The organism is Streptomyces capparidis (genome assembly GCF_054782095.1).
Genome location: NZ_BAAGTD010000022.1, coordinates 120319 through 134067 on the forward strand (window position 1 = coordinate 120319; position 13749 = coordinate 134067).

At 73.7% G+C, this 13749-nt stretch carries 9 protein-coding genes; 2 read left to right on the forward strand and 7 right to left on the reverse strand.

Annotation, left to right across the window (positions count from 1 at the left end):
- Nucleotides 1-62: 62 nt before the first annotated feature.
- On the reverse strand, nucleotides 63-2183 hold the full coding sequence (locus ACYVO2_RS19410) for a DNA gyrase/topoisomerase IV subunit B (protein ID WP_461009134.1): 2121 nt from the start codon (nucleotides 2181-2183) through the stop codon (nucleotides 63-65).
- 555 nt (nucleotides 2184-2738) lie between these two features.
- Here ACYVO2_RS19410 and ACYVO2_RS19415 point away from each other — a divergent pair.
- Nucleotides 2739-2969, forward strand: a complete 231-nt coding sequence (locus ACYVO2_RS19415) for a DUF7455 domain-containing protein (protein ID WP_461009135.1) — start codon at nucleotides 2739-2741, stop codon at nucleotides 2967-2969.
- Between the two features lie 163 nt (nucleotides 2970-3132).
- On the opposite strand, the gene ACYVO2_RS19420 is transcribed toward ACYVO2_RS19415, so the two are convergent.
- The 6 genes from ACYVO2_RS19420 to ACYVO2_RS19445 all read right to left on the reverse strand — a co-directional run bounded on the left by ACYVO2_RS19420 (nucleotide 3133) and on the right by ACYVO2_RS19445 (nucleotide 11867).
- Nucleotides 3133-4002 (reverse strand): serine protease, encoded by an 870-nt coding sequence (locus ACYVO2_RS19420; RefSeq protein WP_461009136.1) that lies wholly within the window; start codon nucleotides 4000-4002, stop codon nucleotides 3133-3135.
- Between the two features lie 158 nt (nucleotides 4003-4160).
- On the reverse strand, nucleotides 4161-5069 hold the full coding sequence (locus ACYVO2_RS19425) for a LysR family transcriptional regulator (RefSeq protein WP_461009137.1): 909 nt from the start codon (nucleotides 5067-5069) through the stop codon (nucleotides 4161-4163).
- Between the two features lie 532 nt (nucleotides 5070-5601).
- The gene (locus tag ACYVO2_RS19430) at nucleotides 5602-7203 is read right to left on the reverse strand and encodes an RNA polymerase sigma factor (RefSeq protein WP_461009138.1); all 1602 of its coding nucleotides are present in this window, start codon (nucleotides 7201-7203) and stop codon (nucleotides 5602-5604) included.
- Nucleotides 7204-7629: 426 nt separating this feature from the next.
- Nucleotides 7630-8574 (reverse strand): FadR/GntR family transcriptional regulator, encoded by a 945-nt coding sequence (locus ACYVO2_RS19435; RefSeq protein ID WP_461009139.1) that lies wholly within the window; start codon nucleotides 8572-8574, stop codon nucleotides 7630-7632.
- A gap of 56 nt (nucleotides 8575-8630) precedes the next feature.
- Nucleotides 8631-11009 carry an ATP-binding cassette domain-containing protein gene (locus ACYVO2_RS19440; RefSeq protein WP_461009140.1) on the reverse strand — a complete coding sequence of 793 codons (2379 nt, stop codon included), beginning with the start codon at nucleotides 11007-11009 and terminating at the stop codon, nucleotides 8631-8633.
- Nucleotides 11010-11123: 114 nt separating this feature from the next.
- On the reverse strand, nucleotides 11124-11867 hold the full coding sequence (locus tag ACYVO2_RS19445; protein ID WP_461009141.1) for an NUDIX hydrolase: 744 nt from the start codon (nucleotides 11865-11867) through the stop codon (nucleotides 11124-11126).
- A 440-nt stretch (nucleotides 11868-12307) separates the two neighbouring features.
- Here ACYVO2_RS19445 and ACYVO2_RS19450 point away from each other — a divergent pair, with 440 nt between their 5' ends.
- Nucleotides 12308-13618: an alpha/beta fold hydrolase gene (locus ACYVO2_RS19450; protein ID WP_461009142.1), complete on the forward strand. Its 1311-nt coding sequence runs from the start codon at nucleotides 12308-12310 to the stop codon at nucleotides 13616-13618.
- Nucleotides 13619-13749: the final 131 nt, after the last annotated feature.

A 13749-nucleotide genomic window follows, 5' to 3' on the forward strand; every position in this document is an offset into this window, starting at 1 on the left:
CCGCCCGCCCTGGACGCGCGGCCCTCGGCAGCAGCCCGGAGGGCGAAGCCCTCCGCCTCCGCTCAGGTGTCGATCCGGGACGGGTCCAGCGTCGACGCCGAGTTGACGATGAACTCCTTGCGCGGAGCCACCTCGTTGCCCATCAGCAGGTCGAACACCCGCTCGGCCGCGTCCAGGTCGCCGAGGTTGATCCGGCGCAGCGTGCGGTGCCTGGGGTCCATCGTGGTCTCCGCGAGCTGGTCGGCGTCCATCTCGCCGAGGCCCTTGTAGCGCTGGATGGCGTCCTTGTACCGCACGCCCTTGCGCTGGAGCTCCAGCAGGGTGGCGCGCAGTTCGTTGTCCGAGTACGTGTACAGGTACTTGTCCTGGCCGCGCCTGGGGTTGACCAGCTCGATGCGGTGCAGCGGCGGCACGGCGGCGAACACCCGCCCGGCCTCCACCATGGGCCGCATGTACCGCTGGAACAGCGTCAGCAGCAGACAGCGGATGTGGGCGCCGTCCACGTCGGCGTCCACCAGGAGGATGATCTTGCCGTAGCGGGCCTGGTCGATGTCGAAGGTGCGGCCCGAGCCGGCTCCTATGACCTGGATGATCGCGCCGCACTCGGCGTTCTTCAGCATGTCGGCCACGGACGACTTCTGAACGTTGAGGATCTTGCCGCGGATCGGCAGCAGCGCCTGGAACTCGGAGTTGCGGGCCAGCTTGGCGGTGCCGAGCGCCGAGTCGCCCTCGACGATGAACAGCTCGCTGCGGTCCACGTCGTCGCTGCGGCAGTCGGCCAGCTTCGCCGGGAGCGAGGAGGACTCCAGGGCCGTCTTGCGGCGCTGCGCCTCCTTGTGCTGGCGGGCCGCGATACGGGTCCTGGCCGCGGCCACGACCTTCTCCATGACGGCCCGCGCCTGCTGCTTGTCGTCCTTCTTCGCCGAGGTCAGGAACGCCTTGAGCTCCTTGGCCACGACGTTCGCCACGATCCGGGAGGCGGCGGAGGTGCCGAGCACCTCCTTGGTCTGGCCCTCGAACTGCGGCTCGGCGAGGCGCACGGTGACCACCGCGGTCAGGCCCTCGAGCGCGTCGTCCTTGACGACGTCGTCCTCGGCGACGCGCAGCAGCTTGGCGGAGCGCAGCACCTCGTTCAGCGTGCGGGTGACGGCGCGCTCGAAGCCGGTGACGTGGGTGCCGCCCTTGGGGGTGGCGATGATGTTGACGAAGGACCGCACCGTGGTGTCGTAGCCGGCGCCCCAGCGCAGCGCCACGTCCACGCCGAGCTCGCGGGTGACCTCGGTGGGGGTCATGTGGCCGCGGTCGTCCAGGACGGGGACGGTCTCCTTGAACGTTCCCTCACCGGTGAGCCGCAGCACGTCGGACACCGGCCGGTCGGGGGCCAGGTACTCGCAGAACTCGCTGATCCCGCCGTCGTAGTGGAAGACCTCCTCGACCGGGCCCTCGTTCTCCACGCCGCGCTCGTCGCGCACCACGATGGTCAGCCCCGGCACCAGGAAGGCGGTCTGCCGGGCGCGGGCGTGCAGGTTCTCCAGGGAGAGCCTGGCGTCCTTGAGGAAGATCTGCTTGTCCGCCCAGTAGCGCACCCGGGTGCCGGTGCCGATCTTGGCCGACCTGCGCCCCTTGCGCAGCCCGTTGGCGGGCTCGAACGGGTCGTCCGGGCCGGGGCCGGTGAACAGCCCTGGCACGCCGCGGCGGAAGCTGATGGCGTGGGTGCGGCCGTCGCGGTCCACCTCCACGTCCAGGCGGGCGGAGAGGGCGTTGACCACGGAGGCGCCGACGCCGTGCAGGCCGCCGGATGCCGCGTAGGAGCCGCCGCCGAACTTGCCGCCGGCGTGCAGCTTGGTCATGACGACCTCCACGCCGGACAGGCCCGTCTTGGGCTCGACGTCCACGGGGATGCCGCGGCCGTTGTCGCGCACCTCCACGGAGCCGTCCCGGTGCAGGAGTACCTCGATGTGGTCGCAGTACCCGGCGAGCGCCTCGTCGACGGAGTTGTCGATGATCTCCCACAGGCAGTGCATCAGGCCGCGGCTGTCGGTGGAGCCGATGTACATGCCGGGGCGTTTGCGGACGGCCTCAAGCCCCTCGAGGACGAGCAGGTGCCGCGCGGTGTAGTTGGAGCCGTCGCGGTCCGCGCCGGTGAGCAGAGCGGTGGACGACACGGTGGATTCGGCGGTCACGCGGTGCAGCTCCTCGTCTGTCCAGATATGGGCCCCGCCGCGGCGGGCGGGGCGGACGGGCACCGCGCGTGCCCCCGTCGCGGGGAGACGCGCACGCCCGCCGTGAGCAGGGTACCGAGGCCGGGCGACAGTGGTTCGCGCGCGACCCGGCAACCACGTATGCTAACGCTCTTCTCGTACGCGCGTTCGATCACCGTTCGACCGCAGGCCGGGCGGCCGGCGATCAACCCCGCGTCCGGGTGATGGAAATATCACGTTCCCCTGGAGGCATGAACCTTTTAGGCTCCGGGCACGTCATCCTCGATGGCAATGGAGCGCATCGAAGGCGACACAGAGGGCAGAGAACACCTCGACGACCCACAACACACGGACCACAAGCCACGGATGAATCAGCCGACAGCACCACGGCCCTGACCGCCGCCACCTGGCACATCCAGCCTCCCCGGCAGTGACGTCGCCGGTGACTTCATCGGAGAAGCCACGAGCGGGAACGATTTCGGCCTGGTTGGATGTTGACCCTGGTACGACAGCTCGTCGAGCTAGAGAAGAGGCGACGTGACTACTGTTCTGACCCCCGCAAGCCCGCTGACCGCAGCCGACCGCTGCGACCGCTGCGGCGCCCAGGCCTATCTGCGCGTCGTTCTCATGAGCGGTGGCGAGCTGCTCTTCTGCGCCCACCACGGCCGCAAGTTCGAGCCCGAACTGAAGAAGATCGCAGCGGAAATACAGGACGAGACCGGTCGGCTCGCTGCCACGCCGGCGGCGGCCAACGACGAAGAGCGCTGATTCCAGCACCGACGACGAGCCCGGACCGGCGGCAAGGCCGGACGGCGAGCGGTCACCCGAGCACACAGGGTGACCGCTCGCCTCACCTGGGCCCGGTTTCGCTCAGAGCTGACAGCCCGGTTCCGCCCGCCTCCGCGGCGGAGCGGAGACCTACGCAGGCCGTCTACCACAGCCGGGCGTACAGCTCCCCGAACACCGAGGAGATCCTGGTGTAGACCCCCGGATAGCCGGGCTGGGCGCACCCGCTGCCCCACGAGACCAGACCCACCAGGACCCCGTCCGCCACCAGCGGGCCCCCACTGTCCCCCTGGCAGGCGTCCTTCCCGCCGCGCCGCTCGCCCGCGCACAGCATCGAACGGGCCAGGAACGTGCCGGCGGCGCTGCCCCGGTACGCCTTCCGGCACACGCGGTCGGCCAGCACGCTCACCCGGGCCTTGCGCAGGGTGTCGCTCAGGTGCCCGCGCCCGGTGGTGTCACCCCAGCCGAAGACCTCCGCCGTGGCGCCCGCCGCCGTCAGCTCCCGGTCGCCGGGGTCGGCCATGCGCAGCGCGCCCCTGCTCCCGCCCGGGACCCGGCGGGTGAGGGTGACGAGCGCGACGTCGGCCTCGTTGGTGCGGTAGCTGTAGCGGGGGTGCACCCACACGTCCCGCACCGGGATCCGCGTGCCGTCCTCGCCCCGCAGGTCGGTGCGCCCGACGATCACCTTCAGGTCGCGCACGTTCGACGGCGAGCCCAGCAGCTCCTTGCGGAAGCAGTGCGCCGCCGTGACGACCTTCGTCGGCGCGACCACGGCTCCGCCGCAGAACTGCCCCGAGCGGGAGTTGCCGAACCGGCTCTCGCTGGCCAGCGCCGCCACCCACGGGTGGGCCCGGGCGCTCGCGGTACGGCCGCCCACCACCGCGGGGGACGCCGCGGCGGGCACGGCGGGCGGGAGCAGGCAGCAGACGGCGAGGGCGCCCGCCACCGCCCGGCCGCGCCGGGCGGCGCGGAGCCGCCCCGCACCGCCGGTCCTCTCGGTGCCCGCCGTACCCACCGCGCCTCCCAGTACCGTCCCGGCCCGCCACCCTTCCGGCACTCAGCGTATGCGCCCGGTCGCCGTCAGTGCTTGACGGGCGCCCGTACGGACGGGTGGGGCAAGGCGTTCGGCGGAACCGGGGGCGGACGCGCAGCCGCAGGAGGGGGCGGCCGGGCTCACCCGTCGAGGACGGCGCGGGCGGCCCTGCGCAGCTCGGCCACCGCGGGCCGGTCGCGGTGGGCGGGCAGCCAGGCGAGCGCGGACGTCCACGGCTCCAGGTCGGCGACGTCCACGTAGGCCACCCCGGCCCGCGGGTACAGCCACCGCGCCCCGTCCGGCGGGAACTGGATCCCCGCCCCCATGGCGATCATCGGGAGCGCGCTCTCGTAGTCGCCGACCGCGTGCGGGGTGTACCGGGCCGGTGTCCCGTCCGGGCGGGGATCGACGGCCCAGAAGTCCCGGTAGCGCTTCGGCACCCGCTCCGACCAGCCGATGTGGGGCCGGTCGGCCAGATCGGCCAGGGTCAGCGGCCCCGCGTCCGCCAGTGGGTCGGCGCTGGACATCACCGCGCACCGCGGGCCGCCGGCCAGCGGCAGCACCTGCACGCCGTCCGGCACCGGCAGGAAGGTGAACGCCGCGTCCACTTCCCCGTGCAGGATCACCCCGCCGCAGTCGAAGCCGGTGCGCAGCACCTGGACGTCCACCCGGGGCAGGCGCCGCCGGAACTCCTCCATGATCGCCGGGATCGGGTCGAGGGAGGTGATCGCCTCGAAGGATCCGATCACCACCCGGTCCGCGCCCCGGTACGCCTCGGCCCGGCCGCGCAGCTCCTCCACGGCGTCCACCACCGCGCGCATCCGGTCCAGCAGCCCCTCGCCCGCGGCGGTCAGCGCCACCTGCCGGGTGGTGCGGTCCACCAGATCCACGCCCAGGCGGTGCTCCAGGGACTGGATGTGCCGGGAGAACGTCGGCTGCGCCATGAAGGCGCGGGCGGCCGCGCGGCCGAAGTGCAGTTCCTCGGCGAGCAGCAGGAACAGCCGCAACTGCTGGACGCTCGGTTCTCCCGTCCCTCTCGGCTCGCCCATAGCCGGACCGTATCAATCCGCGGCGACATCGCATCGGGATGCGCTTCCGGGGCGGGGCGGGGATGCGAAAGGCTCATGACGTCACGCCGGGGCGGCCCGACGGGTCGCGGCGCGCCCGCACGCCCCTCCCCCCGGCCGTGCCGCAGCCGCGCCCGCCACCGCGGCACGGCCGCGACCGCCGGAGGCACGCACCCGGCGGCCGCCCGCGGTGACCGCGAAGGCCACGGTGACAGGCGGTGGCACCGCGAGGCTTTCCGCATCCGGCCGCACAGGGGACACGGGGGTGCCCCTGTACGGCCGGACGCGGGAGGACGGTGGCGGCCCCGGCGGGCGGGTTCTTCCGCCGGGGCCGCTCACCGGGCCCCGTACGCCCCCGTCACGGGTTTCGCATGTGCGGCCGGCAGCCCCGGGCCCGGGCCCGCCCCGACGCCGACCGCCTGAGCCGCGGGCCCCCTCCGCCCATGACGCACGGACGCCTCCGACCGGCTGCTTCGCCGGTCGGAGGCGTCCGTGCGCCGGAAGGGAATCCGGATCAGTCGAGGTAGTCCCGAAGGACCTGCGACCGCGACGGGTGGCGCAGTTTCGACATCGTCTTGGACTCGATCTGGCGGATGCGCTCACGGGTGACCCCGTACACCTTGCCGATCTCGTCCAGCGTCTTCGGCTGCCCGTCGGTGAGGCCGAAGCGCATCGAGACCACGCCGGCCTCCCGCTCGGAGAGCGTGTCGAGCACCGAGTGCAACTGCTCCTGGAGGAGGGTGAAGCTGACGGCGTCGGCCGGGACGACCGCCTCGGAGTCCTCGATGAGGTCACCGAACTCGCTGTCGCCGTCCTCGCCCAGCGGGGTGTGCAGCGAGATGGGCTCGCGCCCGTACTTCTGGACCTCGATGACCTTCTCCGGGGTCATGTCGAGCTCCTTGGCCAGCTCCTCCGGGGTGGGCTCGCGGCCCAGGTCCTGGAGCATCTGGCGCTGCACACGGGCCAGCTTGTTGATGACCTCGACCATGTGCACCGGGATGCGGATGGTGCGGGCCTGGTCGGCCATGGCGCGGGTGATCGCCTGACGGATCCACCAGGTGGCGTAGGTGGAGAACTTGTAGCCCTTGGTGTAGTCGAACTTCTCCACCGCGCGGATCAGGCCCAGGTTGCCCTCCTGGATCAGGTCCAGGAAGAGCATGCCGCGGCCGGTGTACCGCTTGGCCAGGGAGACCACCAGGCGGAGGTTGGCCTCCAGCAGGTGGTTCTTGGCGCGGCGGCCGTCCTCGGCGATGATCTCCAGCTCGCGCTTGAGCTTGGGGGCCAGCTTGTCGGCGTTGGCGAGCTTGTCCTCGGCGAAAAGCCCGGCCTCGATCCGCTTGGCGAGCTCGACCTCCTGCTCGGCGTTGAGCAGCGGGACCTTGCCGATCTGCTTGAGGTAGTCCTTTACCGGGTCAGCGGTGGCGCCCGCGGCGGCGACCTGCTGCGCCGGGGCGTCGTCCTCGTCCTCGTCCGAGAGCACGAACCCCTCGGACTCGACGCCCTCCACCGGCACGTCGGCGTCGCCCTTGCCCGGCACGACGTCCTCGAGCAGCTCCTCGCCCTCGATCGGGTCGTCGCTCTTCTTGGCGGTGGCGGTCGTCTTCTTGGCCGCGGTCTTCTTGGCGGCGGTCTTCTTCGCCGCCGTCTTCTTGGCCGCGGCGGCGGCAGCGGGCCTGCCGGCCGTGGGCCTGACGGCGGGGCGCGCGGCCTCGGCGGACTCGGGGTCACCCGGGGCCGGGGCCGGGGCGGCGGGCTTGGGGGCCGTGGTCTTCACGGCGGCGGGCTTCTTGGTGGCGGCGCTCTTCGCGGCAACGGTCTTGGTGGCGGTGCGCTTGGCCGGGCTCTTGGCTGCGACGCTCTTGCGGGTGCGCTTGGGAGCCGCCGAATCTGCGGCACTGACCATCAGCGTCACACCCTCCTCGTCGAGGACCTGGTTGAGGCTGCGCAGTACGTTCTTCCACTGGGTTGCCGGGATCTGGTCCGCTTCGAAGGCCTGACGCACGTCATCGCCGGCGATCTGGCCCTGTGCCTTGCCCCGCTCGATGAGCGCCTGCAGATGCACGGACTCGGCGATCTCCGGCGGGAGCGTACGGGATGTGCTGGCCGACACGAACAACCTCTCGGAACGATGGAAACGACATCCGACCTCACTTGCACTCTCGAAGAGCCGTCCGCGGCCGGCTGGCCCGGCACGCGAAGGTCCTCGGCGAGCTTCCCCCCGTTGACACCACAGGTCGTCGCGCCCGGGACGGGTCGGTCTTGGACAGGCCCACGGAGCGCTGCCGCACCGTTGGCGCAAGTGGAGCCGCGTAGCAACACAGCATTGTGACATTCACCTGTATTCCTGGAGCGGCGACCACCTCTTACGTCATCGCGCTCCTTCGACAAGTGTTACGCCTCCCCCACGTGGCTCGGGTCACACCGCAAACCGCTGAAAAAGTGCGCGAGAGAGACGAAACGCCGCCGCCGGATCCCTTCGGACCCGGCGGCGGCGTCCTCGGCTGCCGCCTCCCCGCGCCGCCTGGCGCCGGGCGGTGCGGCCTCAGTGCTCGCGGGGGGCGGGCACCACGTGATCCACTTCGGGGTGGTGGACGGTGAGCAGCGAGCGCATCGCGCCCTCGGCCGCCGCCCCGTCGCCCGATCCGAGCGCGTCGACCAGCCGGACGTGCAGCCCGACGGAGGACTCCGAGGGCCGCTCGCACCCGGTGGCCGGGCCGCCCGAGACCTGGAGCGCGGCGGAGACGATCCCCGACAGGTGCTCCAGCATGCGGTTGGTGGCGGTCTGGAGGAGCAGCGCGTGGAACTCGGAGTCGGCGCGCGAGAACGTCACGGCGTCACCCTGGGCCACCGCGTGCCCCATGATCTCGACCATGTCGATCAGCCGCTGCTGGACCTCTTCGCGGCCGTGGCCCGCGGCCAGGCGGGCGGCCAGCGGCTCGATCGCCCAGCGCAGCTCGAACAGCTCCCGGCGCTGGTCCTCGCGCTGCGGGCCGAAGGCGCGCCACTCGATGATGTCCGGGTCGAGCAGGTTCCAGTCGCTGACCGGACGGACCCGGGTGCCCACATTGGGGCGGGCGCTGACCAGGCCCTTGGCCTCGAGCACGCGCAGGGACTCGCGCACCACGGTGCGGGAGACCTCGAAGCGCTGCCCGATCTCCTCGGGAACCAGGGGTCGATCGGCCCCGAGGTCACCGGAGACGATCATCTGCCCGAGCTGCTGGACGAGCTGGCCGTGCAGGCCGCGGCCTCGGCTGCCGCTCGCTCTGCGGCCGACCCGCCCCATGTCCGGCTCCGAGCCGTCCCAGGCGGCGGGGCCGGTGCGCTCCCCCTGGGGAGCGTCGGTGAGAGGGAAGCGGTCGAGCTCGCCCGACCCGGGGAGGCTGGGATCGGCGGGGCGAGCCGCGGTCGTCATCGTGTGCGCAAGGGTACTCACGCATCCTTTGTCGGCGATGTCCCGGACACCCTTGAGGGCTTTGCAGAAAAGCACACGAAAGGGTGATCGCCCCCTGCCAGGATATTGACGCTTTATCAGCAAGAAACAGTCTATCCAGGGAATCGCCACCCTGTTCGCCGACGCACCGTCAGGAAGACGTACACAAGCAGCAGCAGCAGGACAGACAGGGCGAACGCGTACTCCACGGGCCCCGCGGCCAGCACGTGCACGGCCTCGGCGGCCCGGCGGAGCGGATACTCCCAGCCACCGGTGAGAGTCCTGGCCGCGTGACGGGCCAGATCCAGCGTCGGGTCCAGCCACGGCATCCGCATCCCCCAGCGCACGACCGGCTCGACCAGCACCGGCACCGCGAGCACGCACAGCGCGCCGACCAGCGAGGAGCGGAACACCCCGGCCGCGAGCAGCCCCGCCCATGCCGAGCCCACCACCAGGGCCGACCACCAGGTCACCAGCGGCAGCACCGGCTCGGGCACGGCCTCGCCCGGCGGATCGACCCCGTAGCGCACCACGACCGCGTTCAGCGTCAGCGCGCACCCGGCCAGCACCAGGCCGCCGAGCGCGCCGACGGCCATCTTCGCGAGCAGCAGCCGGAATCTGCGGGGGACGGCGACCTGGGCGGGGGCCAGCGCCGGGTAGCGGAACTCCTGCCCGAAGGCGAGCGCGCCCAGCAGGCCCGCGCCGAACGCGGCCGGGGGCAGCGGCAGGCCGGGCGCCCAGGCGGTCAGCAGTCGCTGCATGTCCTCGTGGCGGCTGGCCGCGAACGGCGAGCGGCCCAGCAGCAGCGCGACGGCGGCCCCGGCGACCAGCGCACCGGCGAGGATCAGCCACGTCGAGCGGATCCCGGACAGGCGGCGCCACTCGTAGCGCAGCAGCCAGGTGGGGCCGGGGAGGACGACGCCCCGGCGACGGCCCTCCTCCGCGGAGTAGTCGGCGAGGGCGACGGGGAGCGGGGGTCCGGTGGGGGTGCTTGAGGGGGGTGGGGTGGGTTCCTGGGGGGTGGCGGTGTCGGCGTCGGCGTCGGCGGGTGCGGTGGGGGTGGTGGTGACGGCGGGGACGGGGATGACGGAGATGACGGGGATTTCCGTGGTCCGTTCCGTGCTGTGCTCCGGGGTCTCGTCCCCGCCGCTGCCTCCGTCGTTGCCGTTGCTGCCGTTGCCGTCGTTGCCGTTGCCGTCGCTGCTGTTGTTGCCGTCGCCGGTCCCGGGGGTGGGGGTGGCCGCGGGGTCCGCGTCGGGGGGGGCCGGGGGGGGGGCGGGGGCCGCGGTGGCGGCGGGGGTGCCCTCGGTGCCGTCGCCGCGGGAGGGCTGGGGGACCTGGGCGGTGGGGGGCTGCTCGGCGGGACGGGCGTCGTCCGGCTCGTCCGCCGCCTCGGTGCCGTCGTCCGCCTCGCCGGTGAGGGTGGTGCCCGCGGGGGCGGGGTCCTTGGTGGCCGTGCCCGCGGCGGGGCCCCCGGCGGCCGGGGCGCCGCCCACGGCTCCGGTCTCCGCGGGGCCGTGGGCGACCTGGGCGACCGCGGCGACCTCCGGGGCGGACGCGCCCGCGGCGGAGGGGGCGCCGCCCTGGGCGACGATGGGCACCGGGGAGGGCTGCCCGGCGCGCGGCTGGAGCGGCACCGAGGACTCCACCACGTGGTCGGCCAGTTCGTGCAGCAGGATGCCGTGCCGGAACGCGGTCTCGCCGACCCGGGCGCGCTGGGCGCCGAACACGGAGACGCAGGCGCCCCCCTCCTTGACGACCTCCGCGCCCTCGGCCGCGAGCAGGTGCGCGAGCTGGTGCGCCTGCGGGCTGCGGACCACGACGCGGGGGCGCAGCCGGGTGCGGGCGAACTCGCTCGCGGGCTGATCGGCGATCAGGCGACCGCGGTCGATGGACACCACGTGGTCGGCGACGGCGGTGAGCTCCCTGACGCTGCCGCTGGCGAGCAGCACCGTGCCGCCCTGGTCGGCGAAGGCCCGCAGCAGGGCGTGCACCCAGGCGGCCTCGCGCGGGGAGAGCCCGGCCGCCGGGTCGTCGAGGACGAGGGTGTGCGGGTCCCCGAGCAGGGCCGCGGCCAGGCCGAGGCGGCGGTCCATGCCCAGGGAGAACGCGTCGAGGCGCTGCCTGGCGACCCCGGCGAGGCCGACGAGCTCCAGCGCCTCGTCCGCCCGGGCGGCGGGGACGCCCGCGGCCGCGGCGAGCATCTGCAAGTGCCCCCGCGCGGTTCTGGTGGGGTTGCCGGGCACGTCGCCGAGGAGCACGCCGACCTCGCGGGCCGGGTGGCGCAGGCGGTGCATGGGCCGTCCGTCGAACAGGGCCACGCCGCGCCCGGGCTGGAGTTCCAGCATCAGCCGCAGCGTGGTGGACTTTCCGGAGCCGGGCGCTCCGAAGAGGCCGGTGATCCCGCCGGGTGCCGCCTCGAACGTCAAGTCGTCCACGGCGGGTTCGCCACCTCGGCGGCACAGGCTCGTCAGTCCGATCGCCTGGATCATCGTGCTCCCTGGGGCGTCGGGTCACGCTCGCGATTTCTGAGCACGATAACCCGGACATATGGGAGTTCCCGGACAGGCGTGGAGCGTGCCGCGCGTCGTGTCCCGGATTGGGCGTCAGACCTCCGGGCGCAGCATCGGCGGGTTGAGCACGGTGGCCCCGCCGGCGCGGAAGAGCTGCGCGGGACGACCGCCCTGACGGGTTGTCGTACCGCCCGTGGGCACCAGGAAGCCGGGGGTGCCGGTCACCTTGCGGTGGAAGTTGCGCGGATCCAGGGCGACGCCCCACACCGCCTCGTAGACCCGGCGCAGCTCGCCCACCGTGAACTCCGGCGGGCAGAATGCGGTGGCCAGCGAGGAGTACTCGATCTTGGAGCGGGCGCGCTCGACGCCGTCGGCGAGGATCCTGGCGTGGTCGAAGGCGAGCGGGGTGCGCTCGGCGTCCCGGCCGAGCAGCTCCTCGACGTGGGCCCACCGGACGCTGCGGGCGTCGCCCCCGGCGCGGGGCGCGGGCAGGTCGGGGGCGAGGACCAGGTAGGCGACGCTGACCACGCGCATCCGGGGGTCGCGCTGCGGGTCGCCGTAGGTGGCGAGCTGCTCCAGGTGCGCGCCGAGCCCGGCACCGGGGCCGCTCGGCTGCTGCGCGCGCAGCCCGGTCTCCTCCGCCAGCTCCCGCGCCGCCGCCTCGGCGAGGTCCTCGTCCGCGCGGACGAAGCCGCCAGGGAGCGCCCACCGCCCCTGGAACGGGGGCTCTCCGCGGCGGACCACCAGCGCGGACAGCGCGTGGTCCCGCACGGTCAGCACGACCAGGTCGACGGTCACGGCGAAGGGCGGGAACTCGGAGGGGTCGTAGGGCGGCATGCCCGCGATCATAGTCGTCTTCCTGACGATAAACAGGGGATCGCACAGGCGATCCACACCCGCGCCACGAAGGTCCGAAAACCACCCCCCGCGCCCATGACCTCACCGGGGCCCGCCCCCTCCCCTCCTCCCCCGGCCCCCACCCGTGGTGCCCCCGCCCCGCATCCCAGGCCCGGCCCGCCGACGCCGGTGGAGGATCGGCCCGCCTGACCGGATGCCGGCCCAGGCCCGCCGACGCCGGTATCGGCCCAGGCCCATCGACACCGGTATCGGCCCAGGTCCGCGGACGCCGGTACGGGCCCGGCCCGCGCCCCGCCCCCGCCGCTCCCCCGATCCCCGGCCGGCTCGGGCTCCGACCCACCTCTGTCGGCGGGCCCGCGGGCCGCGATTACGGTTGTCCGAAGATCGCTTCGCCCACGCCGTCTCCCCCCGAGGTGCCGATGAGTGTCCTGCGCCAGCCCGGAACCGTGCTCACCGACCACACGTTCAGCGTGCCGCTGGACCACTCCGCCCCGGACGGGGAGCGCGTCGAGCTCTACGCCCGCGAGGTGGTCGCTGCCGGGCGCGAGGCGGAGGAGCTGCCGTGGCTGCTGTTCCTGGCGGGCGGCCCGGGGTACAAGGTGCCGCGGCTCGTGGGCCGGGACTCCTGGCTGGACCGGGCCCTGGACGACTACCGCGTGCTGCTGCTGGACCAGCGCGGCACCGGCCGCTCCACCCCGGCGAACCGCCAGACCCTCCCCCGGCGCGGCGACGCCGAGGCGCAGGCCGCCCATCTGGCCCACTTCCGCGCCGACTCGATCGTGCGCGACGCCGAGCTGATCCGGCGGCAGTTGCTCGGCGACGACGGGCAGTGGTCCGTGCTCGGACAGAGCTTCGGCGGCATGTGCGCGGTCACCTATCTGTCCCTCGCCCCGGAGGGGCTGCGCGAGGTCCTCGTCACCGGCGGCCTGCCGGCGCTGCGCGCGCACCCGAAGGACATCTACCGCGCGGCGTACCCGCGGGTGGAGCGCAAGAACGAGGCGCACTACGCCCGGTACCCGGACGACGTGGCGACCGTGCGCCGGGTGGCCCGCCTGCTGCTGGAGCGGGAGGTGCCGCTGCCGGGCGGCGGGCGGCTGACCGTGCCCCTGTTCCAGTCGCTCGGGGTGGTGCTCGGCGCGAGCACGGGCTCGCACACGCTGCACTACCTGCTCGAGGAGGCGTTCGTGGAGGGCGCGGACGGCCCCGAGCTGTCCGACACCTTCCTCTCCGGGGTGCAGGCGCTGCTGTCGAACGCCGCCGCGCCGCTGTTCCCCCTGCTGCACGAGGCGAGCTACGGGCAGCGCTCGGTGACCCGCGAGGGCACCGGGTGGGCGGCCGAGGCCGTGCGCGCCGAGTTCCCGCGCTTCGACGCCGAGGCGGCGCTGGAGTCGGGCGAGCCGGTGCTGTTCACCGGGGAGATGACCTACCCGTGGCTGTTCGCCGAGGACCCGGCGCTGGTACCGCTGGCCCAGGTGGCGGAGCACCTGGCGCAGCGCGAGGACTGGCCGGACCTGTACGACCCGGAGCGGCTCGCCCGCAACGACGTCCCGGTGGTGGCCGCCGTCTACCTCGACGACATGTACGTGGACGCGCGGTACTCGCTGGAGACGGCCGCCGCCGTGCGGGGGCTGCGGGCGTGGGTGACCAACGAGTTCGAGCACGACGGGCTGCGCGTCAGCGGCGGGCGGGTGCTCGACCGCCTGCTGGCGATGCTGCGCGGGCGCGTCTGACCCCGCGCCCGCAGGGCCGCGGCCGGGCGGCGCCTGCCCCCGGGGAGCGCGCCCCCGCGCCGCGCCTCCCGGGGGACCACCGGGCCCGCGCCCGACGCGCCCGCCCGGTCCGCGGCCCGTCCGCCCGGCGG